This window comes from Mycolicibacterium cosmeticum (assembly GCF_000613185.1).
Classification (GTDB): Bacteria; Actinomycetota; Actinomycetes; order Mycobacteriales; family Mycobacteriaceae; genus Mycobacterium; species Mycobacterium cosmeticum.
The window spans coordinates 768,445-788,124 of the sequence record NZ_CCBB010000001.1 but is presented as its reverse complement, the minus strand read 5'-3'; the positions used below and the strand labels follow the sequence as shown (position 1 = coordinate 788,124).

The window sequence follows — 19,680 nt, the reverse complement described above, 5'->3', positions numbered from 1 at the left end:
GCGTAAGCGGATCAGAAGTCGAATCCGCCGAAGTCGCCGCCGCCATCGAATCCGCCGAAGTCGCCGCCGCCATCGAATCCGCCGAAGTCGCCACCGCCATCGAAACCGCCGTCGCCGCCCCAGCTGTCGCCGCCCCAGCCGCCGTCGGCGCCCATGTCCTGGCCACCCTGGTCGAGCCCGGCCTGCTCGCCCTGTTCGAAGCCCTGCTGGAAGCCGTCACCGTAGCCGTTCTCGAAACCCTGTGCGCCGTAATCGACTCCGTGCATCCCGGAGAACAGCGCGTCGAACAGCAGCACCGAGCCCACACCCCAGGCGCCGGCGATCAGGGCCGGTTTCCACCAGGGTTCGGAGTACCAGCCGGCGGGCACCGGGCGACCGGCGACGCGGCCACCGGGGTAGTAGTTGGGGGTGCGCTGTGACGGGGTGGGGGAGGCCTCGATCTCCTTGCCGTCGAACTGGATCCGGCGATCCTCGGTGACCGCACCGGCCGAGCGTTGGCCGGTGAGCGTCTCGAGCTCGGGACCCGGATCCATGCCCATCGCGGTGCGTGCGGCCCGCACGTAGTAGAGGCCTTCGATGGCGCTCTCCTTGGCCAGCAGCGCTTGCTTGGCGGTGGTGGCCTGGTCGATCTGCGACGAGGCGGCGGTGTAGCGCTCGGACGCATCGGCCAATGCCTGCTTGGACGCGTCGTCGGAGCCGGTCAGGTTGAACACCTGGCCGCCCAGGCGCTCGATGACCCGGCGGGCATCGGCCTTGGCATCGGCCAGCGAGGCGGCGCTGCGCTGCCCGGACGCCTTCTGCGAGAAGTACACCGCAACGCCGATGGCGCCGATGACCAGGACGATGAGCACGAGAAGGACGCCGTTCATGGCTTTCAGCGTACCGACAGAAATCGCCTGGTCTCCGGCCTCGGAGCGGGTTTGCTGAGAGCGAATCTAAGGTCGGCCGGCCGGGTCGTCCACCCACCGATCGTTACGCGTCGGCGCCCGGACGTAAATGGATATCGAGCGACATCTGCGGCGGGCACAAATTCTGGCAAATTTCCGTGCGAGAGGCGCGCGATATTGTCCACAGCGAATGACTGAACGGCGCGGACGGTCGAGAACATTCACTTCGCCACCTTGATTTTGCTTGTGTCCCGGCAAGCGGACATGCGCCATATCGCAGTCGGCGCGGGCGACATTTATTTGCTCGTGAATTAATTAGCGGCAAACCGGCTGTTCAAGACCATTTGATAAGCCCGTCAAAGATATTTCGAATTCGGCGAAGTTTGCCGTCATTGGATTGGAGTGCCCAAAGGCGGGGTAACGAACATTGCACGGCGCTGTGACGAAAGACACGACAAGTAATGGGTTGGGGAGAGGGTTGGAGCAAGTGCCATGTTTGGTTCGTGGAAGTGTGTAGCAAAACCAATAGCGATAGGAGCCGCGCCGCTGTTGGCGGCCACCCTGATGGGGGCGGCGGCGCCGACCGCCCCGACGCCGACCGCGCTGCGTCAGGCGTCCTACGACGTCGCGCTCGCCGCGGCGATCGACACCTCGGCCGATGCGGTCGGTATCGCCGAGTCCCAGCTGTATTTCATGACGCCGGAGGAGGTGAACACCGCACTGGACACCATGCAGTCACTCGGTGTCACGCAGTTCCGGATGTTCGTGCCCTGGCGCGCGGTGGAACCGGCGCCGGGGGTCTATGACTGGACCAACGTGGACAAGGTGATCGACGCTGCCGAGGCTCGCGGCATGGCTGTCCTTGCCGCGGTCACCAGCACGCCGACGTGGGCATCCGACAACCAGACCTCGGCCTATGGGGCGCCGAACGATCCCGCGGACTTCGGCACCTTCATGGGCGCCCTGGCCACCCGCTACGGCGCGGGCACGGGCGACCCGGAGACCGCGCGCATCTCGGCGTACGAGATCTGGAACGAACCGCAGAGCTACGTGTTCTGGAATCCGAAGCCGGACCCCGCCGCGTACACCGAGTTGCTCAAGGCGGCGTACACGGCGATCAAGGCGGTCGACCCCAGCGGCACCGTCGTGGGTGGCGTGGTGACGGCCGGGCGGACGATCGGGGACATCAACATCAGCCCCGTCGAATTCGTCCAGGACATGTATGCCGCCGGTGCGGCCGGGTACTTCGACGCGCTGTCGTATCACCCGTACAACTACGACTGGAAGTTCGGCGACGGGGTCGGCAACCCGATTTCGGCGGAAGGTCAGTTGCAGGCCATGCGCGACCTGATGGACCAGAACGGTGACGCGGACAAGCTCATCTGGACGAGTGAGTACGGCCTCCCCACCTCGTACGTCTCGGAGGCGCAGCAGGCCGACTTCATCGACGACTTCATGGACACCTGGTCGACGCTGGACGGCGTGGGGCCGATGTTCATCTACTCGTTGGTGGACCAGAACTCGGCCTCGACCGAGGTGGAGGACACCTGGGGCCTGTTCCGTGATGACTGGACGCCCAAGCAGGCCGCCGCCGTGGTGCGGAACTGGATCGCCGAGCATGGTGGGCAGATTCCGGATCTGCAGCCGACCGATCCGGTGGTGGCGCCGGTGACGGCGCCGGTGACCGAGACGGCGACGACGACCGATCCGGCGCAGAGTTGGGCCGATTCCGTGGCCGCCGCCTGGGCCAGCTGGACGGCGTCGGTGCAGCAGGCCCTGAACCCGGACGCCGCTGCGGCGCCCACCGCTCCGGTTGCGTCGACGGCCACGGCCGACACGGCGGCGACCTCGCCCGCGGCCACGGCCACGGCCACGACGCTGTCGACGTTCAGTGCCCCGGCCGAGAGCGCCCCGGCGGATACCACCGCGACGCTGCGGATGGCGCCCGCCGAAGCAAGCCCGGCGGCTCCTGAAACCTCTACCGCAACCTCCACCGCCACAACGGAACCGACCACGGCAGCTGCCGATGTCAGCCCGGCCACCGCGGATTCGTTGCGGGCGCCACTGATCGCGGCCACCGAGGCGGAGCCCGATCAAGTTGCCACAGAGCGAGATTCGGAGACCGCGACGACGCCGCAGGCCGAGCCCACCCGAGCGACACCCGCCACTGCCGCAACCCCGGCCACCCCGGCGCAGCCCGCCACGTCGACCGGCCCGGCCACGCCGGCGACCCCGGCGACACCGGCCACCCCGGCGAGCGACGCGCGGGACGCTGCTGCGAGCCAGACGGCCACCCGGACGCAGCAGCGGGACTCGGGCACGGCGAACCGTCGCGCCGAGCACCGGGACCGCGCTGGCGCGGACCGGTCGGCCGGAACGGACGCGGGGGATCGTGCCCCGCAGCGCAGCCGGACCGCGGCTCAGCCCTGATCGCCCCGAACCTGCGGCCGCGCGATGCGTTTCGCATCGCGCGGCCGCAGCGCGGTCAGGCTGATGTCACCGCCGTAGACCTCCAGTACCCGCGGATCCATCACCCGCCGCCACAGCGGCGGACACAGCGACAGCACGAGCATCGCGACGTAGCCGCCGGGCAGCTGCGGCGCCTGTTCAGTGTCGCGCACCGCCTGGAAGCGGCGCAGCGGATGCAGATGGTGATCGGAATGCCGCTGCAGATGCAGCAGAAAGACATTCGTCATCACGGCGGTGCTGTTCCAGCAGTGCGCCGGGCGCAGTGGCTCGTATCGTCCGGACGCCAGCCGCCGCCGGCGTAAACCGTAGTGCGACACGAAGTTCATCGCCTCCAGCAGGAAAATCCCCACCACGGCTTGACCGGCCAGCCAGGGTAGATCCACCGCGCCGAACCAGACCGTCAGCCCCACCAGCATCGCGGCACTCAACAACCAGGCGTTGAGCACGTCGTTGCGCACCGACCACCTCGAGTGGCCTTTGCGGGCAAGGCGTTTGGCTTCCAGCCGCCACGCCGAACGGGTGCTGCCCGTCACCGACCGCACCGCGAACCCGTACACGTTCTCCCGGAACCGGGCACTGGCCGGATCCTCGGCGGTGGCCACCCGGACGTGGTGGCCGCGGTTGTGCTCCACGTAGAACTGCCCGTAGCAGGTCTGCGCCAGGGCCACCTTGCTGAGCCAGCGCTCGGCCCGGCCGCGCTTGTGGCCGAGTTCGTGGGCGGCATTGTTGGCGACGCCGCCCACCACGCCGGTGGCCACCATCAGGCCGAGCTTGCCGACGGGGGCGATGTGCAGCCAACCTCCGCCCGCCCACAACCAGCAGGCGAAGATCAGCGACAGGTATTGGGCGGGCAGGTACAGGTGGGTGGCCGCCCGGTAGTACCGGTCGCCCTCCAGCGCCGCCAGCGCCTCGTCCGGTGCGCGGTGCCGGGTATCGCGGCCGAGCACGTGGTCGACGATCGGCATGACCACGAAGGTCAAGACGGCGCCCGTCCACCAAAACGGTGTCCAGCCCGTCGTCCACACCAGGAGCCAGGACAGCGCGACCATGCCCGGGGTTGCCGGTACCAGCAGCCATAGATATCGCTTCGGGTCCCGCCAGTTCACGTCAGCAATCTTTTTGGGAACATCAATTCCGGGCTGCACGTGTTCCGTTGTGGGCAGCGGATGCACGGTCATCGGATACTTATATCGTGCCGTAGTTGCGTTCGCAATCGTTGCTGAAGCTGGCTGTGAAGATGCGAAATCGGTGGGACCTAGCTGCTCAAACGCCGTGTGCGCCGAGCACACAATATTCGCTCCGCGGCCGCAAAAGCCATTGTCCCCACAGTCAATAAACAGGATGGTGCCAGAATGGCGAATCTGATGCGGTGGTGGTGCACATCGCGATCGTCCTGGCACTCGGCAAACTCGATGAATGGTTCGGCCGGCGGTTGATACGGGCAGGAGACCAGAGAACCGGCCGCGTGGGCCGGTTCTCGTGGAGCGGGCGACGGGAATCGAACCCGCGTAGCTAGTTTGGAAGACTAGGGCTCTACCATTGAGCTACGCCCGCATGATCGTGCAACGCAAGACTGTACCGGCGAGGGCGCGGACAAAGCCAATTGACGGCCCAGCGTGTTGAACCCGTAGTATTCCGACCGCAGCGAAACACGGGGTGTAGCGCAGCTTGGTAGCGCATCCGCTTTGGGAGCGGAAGGCCGCAGGTTCAAATCCTGTCACCCCGACTCAGCCGATTCAGAGATCCAGCACCAGCCGATCGCCGGCCTGCTCGGCCCGGGACACGCACACCAGCATCTGGCCCAGTTCCCGCTGCTCGGCGGTGAGCAGCCGGTCGCGATGATCCACCGCTCCGGAAACCACGCGTTGCACGCAGGTACCGCAGTACCCCTGCTGGCACGAATAGGCCACGCTCGGAACGGCATTGCGCAGCGCCGCCAGTGCGCTCTGCTCCGCGCCCACGCCGACCACCGCGCCACTGCGGGCCAGTTCCAGCTCGAAGGGTGCGCCGTCGACCACCGGCGCGGCGCTGAAGCGCTCACTGTGCACCTCCACGCCCGAGTCCACCGGAATGGCCCGCAGGACGGCGTCGATCATCGGGGGTGGCCCGCACACGTACACCGCAGTGCTCGGGTCGACGTCGTCCACCAGCGCCTCCGCGGTGGGCAGCCCGTGCACGTCGTCGGTGCGCAGCTGCACCTTGTCGCCGTAGGGCAGCAGTTCGTCCAGGAACGCCAGCGCGGCCCGGCTGCGGCCCGTGTAGCACAACGTCCACGGTGTCCCTCGGCGTTCGGCCAGCCGCACCATCGGCAGGATCGGGGTGATGCCGATCCCGCCTGCGATGAAACGCAGCCGCGTCGTGCGCGACGCCGATCCGGGCACGGGCATCATGAAGGCGTTGCGCGGATCGCTCACCTCGATGTGGGCGCCGACCGTCAGGCCGTGCACTTCGATCGACCCGCCGCCGCCTTCTGGGCTGTGCCGCACGGCAATTCGGTACTCGTCGCGCCGTTGCGGGTCACCGCACAACGAGTACTGCCGGGTGAGGCCGGAGGGCAGGTGTACGTCGATGTGGGCGCCCGGATTCCAGCGTGGCAACGGGTGCTCGTCCAACGGTGTGAGCGTCAGCGCGACCACCTGGCCGTCGGCCGCGACGGTTCGCCGGTCGGCGATCCGCATCGTCGTGCGGTTCACCGCGGCCGGCAGTTCCGGGAGTTCGGCATCACCGCCGAGGCGCGTCACCACCGACAGGAAATGCGGCACGGCGGCCCCCGCGATGCGAATCAACAAATCCGGAGCCTTGGTGCGATACAGCCCGGCTGGCGGATCCCCGACGTAGGGCTTGAGCAGTGCGCGCAGCGACAGCCGGGTCATTCGGCCATGGCGCGGGCGGCGGGGGAGGCGGACAGGTAGGCGACCGCCTGCGCGGTGCTGCCCTCGTCGACCGGCGAGTAATCCCGGCGCAGCAGCTTCAGCCCCGACCGCACCAGATACGGCACCGTCGGGATCGACCCGCGCTTGCCGGACGCCCGCAGCTTCCACGCCAGCCGCAGATAGCCGAGGTTGGGCAGGGACGGATCCTCGTGCACCAGGAACTTGATGCCGCGCAGGCTCAGCCCGAAGAACACCGCGCTGACCATGATGCCCGCCGCCGCCTGCGCGAAGTAGTCCATGCCGAAGTACTTGGCGACGTTGTAGGACACGTGCCGGTGTTCCACCTCTTCGGCGCCGTGCCAGCGCAGCAGGTCGGCCATGGTGGGGTCCACCCCGAGGCTGTCCCACGAATTGTTCAGTGACCAGTGGCCGAGCACGCCGGTGAAGTGCTCGGCGGCGCTGAGCGCGTGGGTGCCCGAGGTCAGCGCCTTGCGCCGGCCCGGACCGGTGACCCGTTCCATCCGCTTGTCGTACTGACCGGCCACCCAGTCCAGCTGCTTGAGGAACGGTGTCGGATCGATGCCGTGCCGGCGGACGAACTGCACCAGCACGTCGTCATGGGTGCGGGCGTGGATCGCCTCCTGGCCGATGAAGCCGATGATCTGCTCGCGCAGCCGTTCGTCGCGCACGTACTCCAGCGCGTCGGTCAGCAACTTCGCGAACCAGCGCTCGGCCACCGGCAGGAACAGATTCAGCGTGGTCGCCGCGTGCGAGCCGTACGGGTCGCCCGGCATCCAGTGCAGGGGCGTGTTCTCCCAGGTGAACCTGGCGTCCCTGGGGCGCAGCGCCACTTCTTCGGGGGCGAATTCGTCTATCGGGCTCGGGTCGACGAGCCGCTGGTGAGTCACGACTGACCTCCTTGGGGGGTGACTGTGGCACACGGTTCCCGGCGTCGGGGGCGTTTGAACATTCCGCTGGCTATTCGGTGCGCATTCGGGCACGGATTGGTCGTATTACGGATCGCCGGGCCGTTTGCAGCCCTGCTCGGGGACGCCAAGTGTCGGGTGGCCGAGCGGGTCAACTACCCTGTTCGCGAAGCGCGCGGGCCACCGGAGACGACTTGTTTCGTCCTGGCGTGCCGTGCTGCCACCGAAGACGCAAACAGGAGTAACGCAGTGAAAAGCACGGTCGAGAAGCTGAGCCCCACCCGGGTTCGGATCAACGTCGAGGTTCCCTTCGCCGAGCTGGAGCCGGACTTCGACCGGGCCTTCAAGCAGCTGGCCCAGCAGATCCGGCTGCCCGGGTTCCGGCCCGGCAAGGCGCCGCGCAAGCTCCTGGAGGCCCGCATCGGCCGCGGTGCGGTGCTGGAGCAGGTGGTCAACGATGCGCTGCCGAGCCGCTACAGCGAGGCGGTCACCAGTGCCGAGGTGCAGCCCCTCGGGCAGCCCGAGATCGAGGTGACCAAGCTCGAGGACAACGCGGAGCTGGTGTTCACCGCCGAGGTGGACGTCCGCCCGGAGATCGAGCTGCCCGACCTCGGGGCGCTCACCTTCACCGTCGACCCGATCGAGGTCGGCGACGACGAGGTCGACACCGAACTGCAGAACCTGCGGGCCCGCTTCGGCACCCTGACCGGTGTCGACCGCCCCGCGGCCGAGGGGGACTTCGTCTCCATCGATCTGTCGGCCACCGTCGACGGCGAGGACGTGCCCGAGGCCAAGACCGAAGGGCTGTCCCACGAGATCGGCTCGGGTCAGCTCATCGAGGGCCTGGACGAGGCGATCATCGGTCTGAAGGCCGATGAGAGCAAGGTCTTCACCACCACCCTGGTCGCCGGCCCGCATGCCGGTCAGGAGGCCGAGGTGACGGTCAAGGTGAACTCCGTCAAGCAGCGCGAGCTGCCCGAGGCTGACGACGAATTCGCCCAGCTGGCAAGCGAATTCGACACCATCGACGAGCTCAAGGAAAACCTCGTCGAGCAGGTCCGCCGCGCCAAGCGCATCCAGCAGGCCGAGCAGATCCGCGACAAGGCGCTGGAGACCCTGCTCGCCGAGGTCGAGGTGCCGCTGCCCGAGGCGATCGTGCAGGCCCAGATCGACGACACCCTGCACAACGCCATCCACGGGCTGGACCACGATGAGAGCAAGTTCGAGGAGTCGCTGACCGAGCAGGGCAGCAGCCGCGAGGAGTTCGACGCCGACAACCGCAGCAACGCCGAGAAGGCCGTCAAGACGCAGTTGCTCATGGACGCCATCGCCGACAAGCTCGACATCCAGGTCGGACAGGCCGACCTGACCGAGCGGCTGGTGCTCATGTCGCGCCAGTACGGGCTGGAGCCGCAGCAGCTGCTGGGCTTCCTGCAGCAGAACAACCAGCTGCCGGCCATGTTCGCCGACGTGCGGCGCGGCCTGACCATCGCCGCGGTGGTGCACGGGGCCACGGTCACCGACACCGACGGAAACGTCATCGACACCGCCGAGTTCTTCGGACCGTCCGGCGGTGCCGAGGGTGCCGACGCCGAGGGTGAGCCGGCCGCGGACGACGCGGTGGCCGCCGACGACGCCGAGAAGGCCGAGAAGAAGGCGGCCAAGAAGGCCGAGAAGCAGGCTGACGACAAGGCTGAAGCCAAGGATGACGACAAGGCTGAAGCCAAGGATGACGACAAGGGCGACGACGCCGACGAGTGACGCTGTGAGCGAACGCGCGCCCTCTCGGGCGTGCGGTTCGCCGCGCGTTGGTTAATGTCGGTGAACGAGTACGACAACTCGAGAAAGCAGGTATCCAGCCGTGACTGACATGCGTTCTGGCGCGTCGGGGCTCAACCTCATCGACTCGGTGTATGAGCGGTTGCTCGCCGAGCGCATCATCTTCCTGGGCACCCAGGTCGATGACGACATCGCCAATCGGCTGTGCGCGCAGATTCTGCTGCTGGCCGCCGAGGACCCCACCAAGGACATCCACCTCTACATCAACTCGCCGGGTGGATCGGTGACCGCGGGGATGGCCATCTACGACACCATGGTGCTGGCGCCGTGCGATGTGGCGACCTACGCCATGGGCCTGGCCGCCTCGATGGGCGAGTTCCTGCTCGCCGCGGGCACCAAGGGCAAGCGGTACGCCCTGCCGCACGCGCGGATCATGATGCACCAGCCGTCCGCCGGCATCGGCGGTAGCGCGGCCGACATCGCGATCCAGGCCGAGCAGTTCGCGTTGACGAAGAAGGAGATGAACCGGCTCAACGCCGAGTTCACCGGCCAGACGTTGGAGCGGGTGGAAGCTGACGCCGACCGCGACCGCTGGTTCACCGCCAAGGAGGCCCTGGAGTACGGCTTCGTCGACCACATCATCACCAGCGTCAGCGTCAACGGCGACGGACCAGGAGCAGGTATCAAATGAACCCGATGCAATCGCGCTACATCCTGCCGTCGTTCATCGAGCACAGCAGTTTCGGCGTCAAAGAGTCCAACCCGTACAACAAGCTGTTCGAGGAACGCATCATCTTCCTCGGCGTGCAGGTGGACGACGCCTCGGCCAACGACATCATGGCCCAGCTGCTGGTGCTCGAGTCGCTGGATCCCGATCGCGACATCACCATGTACATCAACTCGCCCGGTGGTTCGTTCACCTCGCTGATGGCGATCTACGACACCATGCAGTACGTCCGGGCCGACATCCAGACCGTCTGCCTCGGGCAGGCCGCGTCGGCCGCGGCGGTGCTGTTGGCCGCCGGCACCCCGGGCAAGCGGCTGGCGCTGCCCAACGCCCGGGTGCTCATCCACCAGCCCGCCGTCGGCGGGGCGATCCAGGGGCAGGTGTCCGATCTGGAGATTCAGGCCGCCGAGATCGAGCGCATGCGCAGCCTGATGGACAGCACGCTGGCCCGGCACACCGGCAAGGATCCGGCCGTCATCCGCAAGGACACCGACCGCGACAAGATCCTCACCGCCGAGGAAGCCAAGGAGTACGGCATCATCGACACCGTGCTCGCCTACCGGAAGCTGTCGGCGCAGAACGCCTAGCTCACCACGAGATTGCCGTTACGGCGCGACTGTTCGAGAGAACGCGCCGTAGCGGCAATTTCGCGTTTCAGCCCGCCGCGGCGTCCGGCGACGAGCCGTCATCACCGGACGCCGGCGCCGCCCCGGCCGGCGCGGTGACCTCGCTCGTCTTCGGGCCCTTCTTGGGGCCGCCGCCATCGGATCTCGACGCGTGCTGGGCCGGGCGCTCCGGGCTTCCCAGCGACGGCCGGACCTTGGGCCGGGTCTTGACCGGCGCGGCCGGCTTCGGTTCGTCCGACGGCGCCGCGGTCTCCGGTTCGGCGTCCGTTGCCGCGGACTGCCGCGCGGCGGGCGGCTGCGGTGTTGCCGAGGGCCCCGCGTCGTCGTCCGTTGCGTCGGTGTCCACGAGCGTGACGGTGCCGGGTGTGTCCGGTTCGGCCTTGTGGCGCCGAGGCGCGACGACGGCGTCCGTGGCGGTGACGGCGTCGGGTACGTCGGCGACTGTGGCGGTGGCGGTCGGTGCCAACGGAGCCGGTGCGGCGCCGGCAGCGGTGATCGCCAGGGGCGCGGTCAGTCCGAAGATCTGGCCCAGGACGGCACCGATGGACGCCAAGGCGCCGCCCACGGCGTTCTCGATCCCGACGATCACCGAGTAGATGGTGCCCACCGCCAGCCCCGCCAGGATGCCGCCGAACAACACGGCGGGCCCGACGATCGGAGCCAGCACGGGATTGTTCATCGCGGGTGCCACCAGCGTCAGCACACCCTGGACGACGGCGTTGACAATCTGGGTGAAGGCATACGAGATGGGTCCGGACGTGGCGGTGGCCAGGGGCGTTGCCGCCGCAATCGGCGTGGTGGATGTCGTTGTCTGAATGTCGCCGGGTACCAGGGGGTCGACGAGCGCGGTGAACGCGCTCACGCGGTCGACGAGTTCGGGCACCGTGGTCGTGAACGGTTGGGGTAGGGCTGCCAGGGCAACCGCGGGCGGTGCCGAGCGAGGTGGGCTGGGCACATCCGTCACCAGCACCATGCTGGCGGCGAGCACGCACGTGCAGGCGGTGGCACCGCCGGCACCGGCAAGGGGTCTTCTCATCGTCGTTCCTTCCCTGTGGCCATGCTCTGTGACCGAAAATTGTCGGTCACGTCGATTTTTGCGGCCCAGGGACGGCGACACCGGGTTTTCAGCAATAGACGCGTCAATAACTGAACGTGGTGGCTCCATCGCCGATCCACTCCCACAACTGCACGGTGCCGCCCGCTTCGGCCCCGGCGATGAAGCTGCTCGCATCCAGGTGCTTGGACTGGATGCAGATCGGGCAGACCAGGTAGCGACCGCCGGCCTTCCGGTAGCGCTCCAGCAGGTCCGGCAGCGGCGGGCAGCCGTCACACGCGGTGCCGACGGCTACCCCGGGGACGACCAGGCGCACGGCCTCCTTGGTCAGGAACATCATGGTCGGTCGGCCCGATTCGGCGGCCCCGACGGCGACCAGGAAGGCCACCGTCACCCGCTCCGCATCCTCCAGGCCGGTGGTGAGACTGATGGCGGCTTTGTTCGTGGTGTTTGTCATGACCTGATCGTGGCCCACCCGCGGCCCGCGCACATGGGGCTTTCGCCCCATTCATCCGGGAGTCGCCAGCCCGTGCCGCAGCGCGTACATGCTGGCGCCGACGCGGTTGGACACCCCGATCTTGGCGTAGGTGCGTTCGACGTGGTTGCGCGCCGTCTTCTCGCTGATCACCAGCGCCGCGGCGATCTCCTTGTTCGACGCGCCGCGGGCGACCAGACCGAGCACGTCCACCTCGCGCGGGGTCAGCCCGTCCGGACGGACTACGGGCCGCTCGGTGCTGTGCCCGGCTGCGTGCAGCACCGCCTCGACCGCGACGGTGTCCAGCGCCCCGGCCCGGACCCGTTCGCGCAGCCGACGCGCCGCCGATGCCGCCGTCATCGCCTCGCGGTAGGGCCGCGGCTCGCAGCCCGAGCGGTAGGCGACCGCCGCGGCCAGGACCCGGTCGGGCAGCCCCAGTGCGGCGGCCGGCAGGCCGCGCGGATAGCCGGAGCCGTCCAGGCACTCGTGGTGGTTACCGGCCAGCTGGGCGACCCGGCTCAGACCACGCACCTGACTGAGGATGCGCACCGTCAGGTACGGATGCAGCCGCACCCGCTCGACTTCACCGGCCGTCAGCGGGCCGGCTTTGGACCACACCTGATTCGAGACACCGATGCGGCCGAGATCGTGCACATGGGCGGCCCGGCGGGTCAGGGCCACGGCCGCCGCGTCCAGGCCGGCCGCCGCGGCCGCGTCACCGGCCAGTTGCGCCACCGCCCGGGAATGCCCGAGGGTGAACGGACACTTGAGGTCGACAAAATCGCCCAGGGCCATCAACAGCGCGTCCAGCCCGGCGTCGTCGAGGCGTTCGTGGCGGTCGGGTGCCTGCTGCAGCACGGCCTGCCAGGCGTCGCCGGTCGCCGGGCCGGCCAGGATCGCCTCGGCGTCCGCGGTGAAAGCGTCCACCACCGCCGGATCGAACTGGCCGCCACGGCGAGCGGTGGCCATCGCGACAGCGCCGGCGACGCCGCCGATCCGGTGGTGCACCTCGGCCAGATCGGCGAGCTGCGCGACCCGCATCTGGATCGGGATGCCGTCAGCGGCCGCGCCCGCCGGCATCCCACCGCCGTCGAACCGCTCGAAGGCGTAGCCCAGCGCGGCCTGCACATCGGGTCCCAGGCCGAGCCGGTCGGCCAGCAGGGCGGCGGAGGTGCAGTGGGAGTGGATCATCCGGGACAGCTGCCCGCGGGCGTCGACGAAGAGGGTGGTCAGCACGTGCAGCCGGTGCAGCAGCGGTTCGCCGCGGGCGATGTTGCCGACCAGGAAACGCATCAGGGGCAGCCCGGCGTTGTCCACCAGGTAGCTGTCGTGGCGCACCGCGATGTCGTCGCCGAACCAGCGCGCGTATTCGTGGGAGTCGGCGTGACAGCCGATCCACATGATCAGCGTCGTGTAGTAGACGCCGTCGCGCTGGGCGCGGTCGAGGCCCAACCGGTCGGCCAGCCGGGTCGCGATCAGTGCGGAGCGCAGCATGTGTTCGCCGGGCTGTCCGAGTCCCAGGTCGACCGCGACCGACAGGGCGGCGAGCAGCTCGGCGCGGCTCGGGGACTCGGCCGGCGCAGCCATGCGCCGATTATGCCGGGTGGCGTGTGCTCGTGGGGCCACGGTGGACGATGGGAAAGCTGCTGCACATGAGGCTTCGACGGCGCCAGGCAGGGCCGTTATCTCCGCCTTTGCCGGTGATGGCGCACGGTATCGTGGAACGCGGCGAAGACACCTTCGATGACTGCGTTTCCGTTACACCGGCGACACGCCAGGGACACGGTCCGCGCGCCGACGGGTGCCGAGCCGCGAGGAGGGATATGTTCTCCTCCACGCGAACAAATACCACCCACGCGATTCGGTGTTATCGGTCGCAACGGGATGGATCGAACGGGTAGCGTCGGGTGAACACCCGGGGCAGCCCACCAAGCGGTGTTGCAACCGAAGGCCAACAGGAAGTAGGACCCACCCACATGGCGCGCATTGGAGACGGCGGTGACCTGCTGAAGTGCTCGTTCTGTGGAAAGAGCCAGAAGCAAGTCAAGAAGCTCATCGCGGGTCCCGGCGTGTACATCTGCGATGAGTGCATCGACCTGTGTAACGAGATCATCGAAGAGGAGCTTGCCGACGCCGACGACGTCAAACTCGACGAGCTGCCCAAGCCCGCCGAGATCCGTGAGTTCCTCGAGGGCTACGTCATCGGCCAGGACACCGCCAAGAAGACCCTGGCCGTGGCGGTCTACAACCACTACAAGCGCATCCAGGCTCAGGAGAAGTCGCGCGATTCCCGCGCCGAGCCGGTCGAGCTGGCGAAATCCAACATCCTGATGCTCGGGCCCACCGGTTGCGGCAAGACCTACCTGGCGCAGACCCTGGCCAAGATGCTCAATGTGCCGTTCGCGATTGCGGATGCGACGGCGCTCACGGAAGCCGGCTATGTCGGTGAGGACGTGGAGAACATCCTGCTCAAGCTGATCCAGGCTGCCGATTACGACGTCAAGCGCGCCGAGACCGGCATCATCTACATCGACGAGGTCGACAAGATCGCCCGCAAGAGCGAGAACCCGTCGATCACCCGCGACGTCTCCGGTGAGGGCGTGCAGCAGGCCTTGCTCAAGATCCTGGAAGGTACCCAGGCGTCGGTGCCCCCGCAGGGCGGCCGCAAGCATCCGCACCAGGAGTTCATCCAGATCGACACCACCAACGTGCTGTTCATCGTCGCGGGCGCGTTCGCCGGACTGGAGAAGATCGTCTCCGACCGCGTCGGCAAGCGCGGGCTGGGCTTCGGCGCCGAGGTGCACTCCAAGGCCGAGATCGACACCCAGGACCACTTCGCCGAGGTCATGCCCGAGGACCTGATCAAGTTCGGCCTGATCCCCGAGTTCATCGGCCGCCTGCCGGTGGTCGCCTCGGTGACCAACCTGGACAAGGAATCGCTGGTGCAGATCCTGTCCAAGCCGAAGAACGCGCTCGTCAAGCAGTACACCCGGCTGTTCGAGATGGACGGGGTCGAGCTGGAGATGACGCCGGAGGCGCTGGAGGCCATCGCCGATCAGGCTATCCACCGCGGCACCGGGGCCCGTGGCCTGCGCGCCATCATGGAAGAGGTCTTGCAGCCGGCGATGTACGACATCCCCAGCCGCGACGACGTCGCCAAGGTGGTCGTCACCAAGGAGACCGTGCTGGACAACGTCCTGCCGACCATCGTGCCGCGCAAGCCGTCGCGGGCCGAGCGCCGGGACAAGACCGCCTGACGCCGATCTAGCTCTTCGAACCCGACGAAATGGCTGTGTTCCACACCGGAACGCAGCCATTTCGTCGTTGTGGCCCCCGGTGCTCGACGATCACCTCGTCCACCAGTGCGGCGATCTCGGCCACCCCGTCCCGCTGGGCGAAGGCCACCTCAAGCTTGCGGGCCCGGCGCAGATAGCGGTCGTCGGCCAGGACCTCCCGGACCGCCGCGCCGACGGCGTCGGCCGACGGTGTGCCGGTGCGCAGGTTGATGCCCGCCCCCGCCCATTCGACCCGGGCGGCTACCTCGGGCTTGTCCTCGGTGTTGCCCGCGACCACCAGCGGCACGCCCGCCGCCAGCGCGCGCTGCACCGCCCCGTAGCCGCCGTTGGTCACCATCACATCGACCTTCGGAAGCAGCACGTCGTGCGGAACATATTCGGTGACAACGGTATTGGCCGGTAAGGCGATCCCGATCTGCTCCACCGGGCGACCGCCGGTGCTCACCACCACCGTGACATCCGCGTCGGCCAGTGCGGTGATGGCCGGCTCGATCAGCCGGGACAGATCGGCGTTGTCCACGGTGCCCTGGGTGACGTGCACCACCGGACGTTCCCGGTCCAAGCGATCCCACCAGGCCGGCGGCCGGAACTCGGTCGCCGGCATCGGCGTGACGGCGCCGACGAAGCGGACATTGCCGGGCAGGTCGGAGCGGGGATACTCGAACTCGGGCACGGTCGGAACGATCAGCCGGTCGGCCAGGACGCCGGAGTCGAGCACGAAGGCCGCAGGCTCGGGCAGACCCAGGACGTCGAGCATCGCGGTGAGCGAACGGTGCGCCGGCCGCAGCAGGACGCGCTGCGCCAGCAGGTTGAGGATGCGGTTGCGGGCCCGGCCGGACAACCCCGATCCCGGGAGCAGGCCCATGCCACCTGGGGCGGTATCGCGACTGCTGAGAAGCAGAGGCGTCGTCGAGTAGGCCAGCACCGGCGGCCGCTCCCGGCGGTCACCGAGCAGCATCGGCAGCACGCCGAGGAAGAAGGCGTCGGTGAGCACCGCGTCGAACGGGGTGGCGGCCAGGGCATCTGCCAATGCCGCGGCCTGGTAGGGCAGCGGCCGCACGAAGACATGCTTGATGTCGAAGTTCACCCGTTCGATCCCCGAGGTCTCGGCGCGGCCGGGCAGGTCGGCGTCCAGTGCGCTGTCGTCGAAGTCGGCGGCGGTGGGCAGTGGCAGCGGCTCGGCGCCGGTGGCCCGGATGGCGTCGGCGTGCCGGGCGGAGGTCAGCACCGTGACGCGGTCACCGCGCAGCACCAGGCCGCGGGCGACGTTGAGCAGCGGGCCGATGTGGCCGATCGGTGGGCAGGAGGCGATGAGGATCGTTGGCATGCCCTCGATGCTCGCCGCCAGCGGTACCCGGCTGCTTGGAGATTGGGTGGAGAACGGGGGGAGATTGTGTCCTGGTGGGTTATCGGACCCGGTCGGGCCGGGTGTAGACGTTCATCGACGCACCGCGCAGGAACGCCACCAGGGTCAGTCCGGCCTGTGCGGCCAGATCCACGGCCAGCGACGACGGCGCCGAGACGGCGGCCAGGATGGGGATGCCGGCCATCACCGCCTTCTGGGTCAGCTCGAAGGAGGCTCGCCCGCTGACCAGGAGTACGGTGCCCGACAACGGGATTCGACGGCTCTCCAGGGCCCAGCCGATGGCCTTGTCGACGGCGTTGTGCCGGCCGATGTCCTCGCGGACCACCAGCTCGGTGCCGTCGGTGTCGTACAGCGCGGCCCCGTGCAGGCCCCCGGTGGTGGCGAACACCTTCTGCGCCTTGCGCAGCTTGGTGGGCAGCGCGCTGAGCACCTCCGGTGCGACGGTGGTGGGATCGTCCCCGGGGGAGTGCCTGCTGATCAGCCGTACCGCGTCCAGAGACGCCTTACCGCACACCCCGCACGACGAGGTCGCGTAGAAGTTGCGGGTCAGGTCCACGTCGGGGGTCGGGACGCCGGGGGTCAGGGTCACGTCCAGCACGTTGTAGGTGTTGACGCCGTCCTCGGTCGCGCCTTGGCAGTACCGCACCGTGGCGATGTCGTCGCGGCTGGTGACGATGCCTTCGGTGAGCAGAAAGCCTTGGGCCAGTTCGATATCCGATCCCGGGGTGCGCATGGTCACCGTCAGCGGGGCGCCGTTGACCCGGATCTCCAGCGGCTCTTCGACGACGAGGGTATCCGGCCTGGTCACCACCCCGTCGGCGGTGCGGTGGCTGATCGGCCGGCGTGTCGTCACCCGACCCATGATTCCAGCCTGACGACGACAGCCTTGGACACCGGCGTGTTGGATCTGACGGCCGTATGATCCAGTGGCACCAGGGGATTGGTCTCCGGGTAGTACGCGGCGGCGTTGCCGGCCGGGGTGGAGTACGCCACGATGCGGAAGTCCTCGGCCCGCCGCTCCCGGCCTTCGAACTCCGAGATGAGGTTCACCCGGTCCCCGTCATGGAAACCGAGCGCCGCGATATCGGCCGGGTTGACGAACACCACCCGCCGGCCGCCCTTCACGCCGCGGTACCGGTCGTCCAGACCGTAGATGGTGGTGTTGTACTGGTCGTGGCTGCGCAGCGTCTGCAACACCAGCCGGCCCGGGGGCACCGGGACCCACTCCAACGGGTACACCGAGAAGTTCGCTTTGCCGGTGTGGGTGGGGAATTCGCGGGCATCGCGCGGCGGATGCGGGAGCTGGAATCCGTCCGGCTGACGCACCCGGGTGTTGTAGTCGGCGCAGCCGGGCACCACGTCGGCGATGGCGTCGCGGATCAGGTCGTAGTCGTCGTTGAACGCCTCCCACGGCACCGGGTGATCGGGGCCCAGCAGGGTGCGGGCCAGCTGGCAGACGATGGCCACCTCGCTGCGCACCTGATCGCTGGGAGGGTGCAGGTTACCGCGCGACAGATGCACCATCGACATCGAATCCTCCACCGACACCAGCTGTTTGCCGGCCCGTTGGAAGTCCTTGTCGGTGCGGCCCAGCGTCGGCAGGATCACCGCGGTGCGGCCGTGCACCAGGTGGCTGCGGTTCAACTTCGTCGAGATCTGCACCGTCAGAGCGCAATTGCGCAGCGCTGCCTCGGTGACGGCGGTGTCGGGAGTGGCGGAGACGAAGTTGCCGCCCATCCCGATGAACGTCTTGGCGCGGCCGTCGCGCATGGCCCGGATACCGTCGACGGTGTCGTGGCCGTGCTTGCGCGGGCTGGTGATGCCGAACCGGGCGTCCAGCGCGGCCAGGAACGCCTCGGGCATCTTCTCCCAGATGCCCATGGTCCGGTCGCCCTGCACGTTGGAATGCCCCCGCACCGGGCACACACCGGCGCCCGGCTTGCCGATCATGCCGCGCATCAGCAGCAGGTTGGTGGCTTCGCCGATCGTCGCGACCGCGTGCCGATGCTGGGTCAATCCCATCGCCCAGCAGATCACCGTGCGCTGCGATTGGGCGAACATCGCTGCCACCCGGCGCAATTGGGTGTCGTCGACGCCGGTGGCCTCGGCCACCACGTCCAGGTCGACGGCGCGGGTCTGGCGTTCGTAGGCGTCGAAGCCGGCACAGTGCGCGTCGACGAACGCGCGGTCCACGATGGTTCCCGGCGCGGCGTCCTCGGCCTCCAGCAGCAGCCGGCCCAGCCCCGCGAACAGCGCCATGTCCCCGCCGATGCGGATCTGGACGAACTCGTCGGCGATCGCGATGCCGTGCCCCACGACACCGCGCACCTTCTGCGGGTCCTTGAACCGCATCAACCCGGCCTCCGGCAACGGATTGACGGCAATGATCTTGGCGCCGTTGCCTTTCGCCTTCTCCAGCACGGACAACATGCGCGGATGGTTGGTGCCGGGGTTCTGCCCGGCGATGACGATCAGATCGGCATGCTCGACATCGTCGACGGTGACCGAACCCTTGCCGATGCCGATCGAGTCGACCAGCGCGGTACCCGACGACTCGTGGCACATGTTCGAACAGTCCGGCAGGTTGTTGGTGCCGAAGCTGCGCACCAGCAGTTGGTACAGGAAGGCTGCCTCATTGCTGGTACGGCCCGAGGTGTAGAACAGCGCCTCGTCGGGGGAGTCCAGGGCGGTCAGCTCGTCGGCGATCAGCCGGTAGGCCGCGTCCCAGTCGATCGGCTCGTAGTGGGTGGCGCCCGGCCGCAACACCATCGGCTCGGTCAACCGGCCCTGCTGCGACAGCCAGTACTCGGGCTTGTCGGCCAGTTCGGCCACCGAATGACGGGCGAAGAAGTCCGCCGTGACGCGTCGCTTGGTGGCTTCCTCGGCGACGGCCTTGGCGCCGTTCTCGCAGAACTCGGCCAGCTTGCGTCCGCCGTGCTCTTCGGGCCATGCGCAGCCGGGACAGTCGAAACCGTGTCGCTGATTGAGCCGGGACAGTGCGGCCAGCGTGCGGGCCGGACCCATCTGCTCCAGGCCGCGCCGCATGCTGACCATCACGGCCTTCACCCCGGCGGCCTCGTGCTTGGCGCCGGTGACCGAGACGTCGCGTTCGTCGTAGCTTGCGTCGACGTCTTCGGTACTGGTCATGCCTTCCAATCTAATCCTGTGAACCGACCGCTGGCCGACGATGCAGGCGGTCGGT

The 19,680-nt window shown here is 68.3% G+C and carries 15 protein-coding genes and 2 tRNA genes; 6 read left to right on the top strand and 11 right to left on the bottom strand.

The window, feature by feature from the left end:
- Nucleotides 1-11: 11 nt before the first annotated feature.
- Complete coding sequence (locus tag BN977_RS03785; protein ID WP_036396406.1) at nt 12-869, bottom strand: hypothetical protein; 858 nt, start codon at nt 867-869, stop codon at nt 12-14.
- A gap of 567 nt (nt 870-1,436) precedes the next feature.
- Here BN977_RS03785 and BN977_RS31315 point away from each other — a divergent pair.
- A complete protein-coding gene (locus BN977_RS31315; protein ID WP_165576285.1) occupies nt 1,437-3,317 on the top strand; it encodes a cellulase family glycosylhydrolase in 1,881 nt (626 codons plus the stop codon).
- On the opposite strand, the gene BN977_RS03775 is transcribed toward BN977_RS31315, so the two are convergent.
- Entirely contained in the window at nt 3,308-4,462 is a 1,155-nt protein-coding gene (locus BN977_RS03775; protein WP_234709494.1) for an alkane 1-monooxygenase, read from the bottom strand. The genes BN977_RS31315 and BN977_RS03775 overlap by 10 nt on opposite strands.
- A 374-nt stretch (nt 4,463-4,836) precedes the next feature.
- Nucleotides 4,837-4,910, bottom strand: a tRNA-Gly gene (locus BN977_RS03770).
- A 98-nt stretch (nt 4,911-5,008) separates the two neighbouring features.
- On the opposite strand from BN977_RS03770, the gene BN977_RS03765 reads away from it, so the two are divergent.
- Nucleotides 5,009-5,082, top strand: a tRNA-Pro gene (locus BN977_RS03765).
- Nucleotides 5,083-5,092: 10 nt separating this feature from the next.
- Here the strand turns inward: BN977_RS03765 and BN977_RS03760 are convergent.
- Both BN977_RS03760 and BN977_RS03755 read right to left on the bottom strand, forming a co-directional pair.
- The gene (locus BN977_RS03760) at nt 5,093-6,229 is read right to left on the bottom strand and encodes a PDR/VanB family oxidoreductase (RefSeq protein ID WP_051561022.1); all 1,137 of its coding nucleotides are present in this window, start codon (nt 6,227-6,229) and stop codon (nt 5,093-5,095) included.
- Complete coding sequence (locus tag BN977_RS03755; RefSeq protein WP_051561020.1) at nt 6,226-7,137, bottom strand: metal-dependent hydrolase; 912 nt, start codon at nt 7,135-7,137, stop codon at nt 6,226-6,228. The genes BN977_RS03760 and BN977_RS03755 overlap by 4 nt, the downstream gene beginning before the upstream one ends.
- 267 nt (nt 7,138-7,404) lie before the next feature.
- Here BN977_RS03755 and tig point away from each other — a divergent pair, with 267 nt between their 5' ends.
- The 3 genes from tig (at nt 7,405) to BN977_RS03740 (ending at nt 10,248) form a co-directional block, all read left to right on the top strand.
- Nucleotides 7,405-8,916: a trigger factor gene (tig, locus tag BN977_RS03750; protein WP_036396405.1), complete on the top strand. Its 1,512-nt coding sequence runs from the start codon at nt 7,405-7,407 to the stop codon at nt 8,914-8,916.
- A 109-nt stretch (nt 8,917-9,025) separates the two neighbouring features.
- Nucleotides 9,026-9,625: an ATP-dependent Clp protease proteolytic subunit gene (locus BN977_RS03745; RefSeq protein WP_024452297.1), complete on the top strand. Its 600-nt coding sequence runs from the start codon at nt 9,026-9,028 to the stop codon at nt 9,623-9,625.
- Nucleotides 9,622-10,248 (top strand): ATP-dependent Clp protease proteolytic subunit, encoded by a 627-nt coding sequence (locus BN977_RS03740; protein WP_024452296.1) that lies wholly within the window; start codon nt 9,622-9,624, stop codon nt 10,246-10,248. The genes BN977_RS03745 and BN977_RS03740 overlap by 4 nt, the downstream gene beginning before the upstream one ends.
- Before the next feature lie 67 nt (nt 10,249-10,315).
- Here BN977_RS03740 and BN977_RS31310 read toward each other — a convergent pair whose 3' ends face one another.
- The 3 genes from BN977_RS31310 to BN977_RS03725 form a co-directional block, all read right to left on the bottom strand.
- Nucleotides 10,316-11,323, bottom strand: coding sequence for a hypothetical protein (locus BN977_RS31310; RefSeq protein WP_131590013.1), 1,008 nt, complete (start codon nt 11,321-11,323; stop codon nt 10,316-10,318).
- 103 nt (nt 11,324-11,426) lie between these two features.
- Complete coding sequence (locus BN977_RS03730) at nt 11,427-11,798, bottom strand: DsrE family protein (protein ID WP_024452294.1); 372 nt, start codon at nt 11,796-11,798, stop codon at nt 11,427-11,429.
- 51 nt (nt 11,799-11,849) lie between these two features.
- Entirely contained in the window at nt 11,850-13,403 is a 1,554-nt protein-coding gene (locus BN977_RS03725) for an HD domain-containing phosphohydrolase (protein WP_036396403.1), read from the bottom strand.
- A gap of 389 nt (nt 13,404-13,792) precedes the next feature.
- Here BN977_RS03725 and clpX point away from each other — a divergent pair, with 389 nt between their 5' ends.
- Nucleotides 13,793-15,073, top strand: a complete 1,281-nt coding sequence (clpX, locus tag BN977_RS03720) for an ATP-dependent Clp protease ATP-binding subunit ClpX (RefSeq protein WP_024452292.1) — start codon at nt 13,793-13,795, stop codon at nt 15,071-15,073.
- A gap of 7 nt (nt 15,074-15,080) precedes the next feature.
- Here clpX and BN977_RS03715 read toward each other — a convergent pair whose 3' ends face one another.
- The 3 genes from BN977_RS03715 to BN977_RS03705 all read right to left on the bottom strand — a co-directional run bounded on the left by BN977_RS03715 (nt 15,081) and on the right by BN977_RS03705 (nt 19,625).
- Nucleotides 15,081-16,439 (bottom strand): nucleotide disphospho-sugar-binding domain-containing protein, encoded by a 1,359-nt coding sequence (locus BN977_RS03715; protein WP_084172391.1) that lies wholly within the window; start codon nt 16,437-16,439, stop codon nt 15,081-15,083.
- Between the two features lie 79 nt (nt 16,440-16,518).
- A complete protein-coding gene (fdhD, locus tag BN977_RS03710; protein ID WP_036396401.1) occupies nt 16,519-17,340 on the bottom strand; it encodes a formate dehydrogenase accessory sulfurtransferase FdhD in 822 nt (273 codons plus the stop codon).
- Nucleotides 17,328-19,625: an FdhF/YdeP family oxidoreductase gene (locus BN977_RS03705; RefSeq protein ID WP_024452289.1), complete on the bottom strand. Its 2,298-nt coding sequence runs from the start codon at nt 19,623-19,625 to the stop codon at nt 17,328-17,330. Before BN977_RS03705 ends, fdhD begins: the two co-directional genes overlap by 13 nt.
- Nucleotides 19,626-19,680: the final 55 nt, after the last annotated feature.

Excerpts from the sequence above, each read along its gene's own strand:
- fdhD (WP_036396401.1), bottom strand. The coding sequence starts at position 17,340 with ATGGGTCGGGTGACGACACGCCGGCCGATCAGCCACCGCACCGCCGAC.
- clpX (WP_024452292.1), top strand. The coding sequence starts at position 13,793 with ATGGCGCGCATTGGAGACGGCGGTGACCTGCTGAAGTGCTCGTTCTGT.
- BN977_RS03760 (WP_051561022.1), bottom strand. The coding sequence starts at position 6,229 with ATGACCCGGCTGTCGCTGCGCGCACTGCTCAAGCCCTACGTCGGGGAT.
- BN977_RS31310 (WP_131590013.1), bottom strand. The coding sequence starts at position 11,323 with ATGAGAAGACCCCTTGCCGGTGCCGGCGGTGCCACCGCCTGCACGTGC.
- BN977_RS03705 (WP_024452289.1), bottom strand. The coding sequence starts at position 19,625 with ATGACCAGTACCGAAGACGTCGACGCAAGCTACGACGAACGCGACGTC.
- BN977_RS03715 (WP_084172391.1), bottom strand. The coding sequence starts at position 16,439 with ATGCCAACGATCCTCATCGCCTCCTGCCCACCGATCGGCCACATCGGC.
- BN977_RS03740 (WP_024452296.1), top strand. The coding sequence starts at position 9,622 with ATGAACCCGATGCAATCGCGCTACATCCTGCCGTCGTTCATCGAGCAC.
- BN977_RS03725 (WP_036396403.1), bottom strand. The coding sequence starts at position 13,403 with ATGGCTGCGCCGGCCGAGTCCCCGAGCCGCGCCGAGCTGCTCGCCGCC.
- BN977_RS03785 (WP_036396406.1), bottom strand. The coding sequence starts at position 869 with ATGAACGGCGTCCTTCTCGTGCTCATCGTCCTGGTCATCGGCGCCATC.
- BN977_RS03745 (WP_024452297.1), top strand. The coding sequence starts at position 9,026 with ATGCGTTCTGGCGCGTCGGGGCTCAACCTCATCGACTCGGTGTATGAG.
- BN977_RS03730 (WP_024452294.1), bottom strand. The coding sequence starts at position 11,798 with ATGACAAACACCACGAACAAAGCCGCCATCAGTCTCACCACCGGCCTG.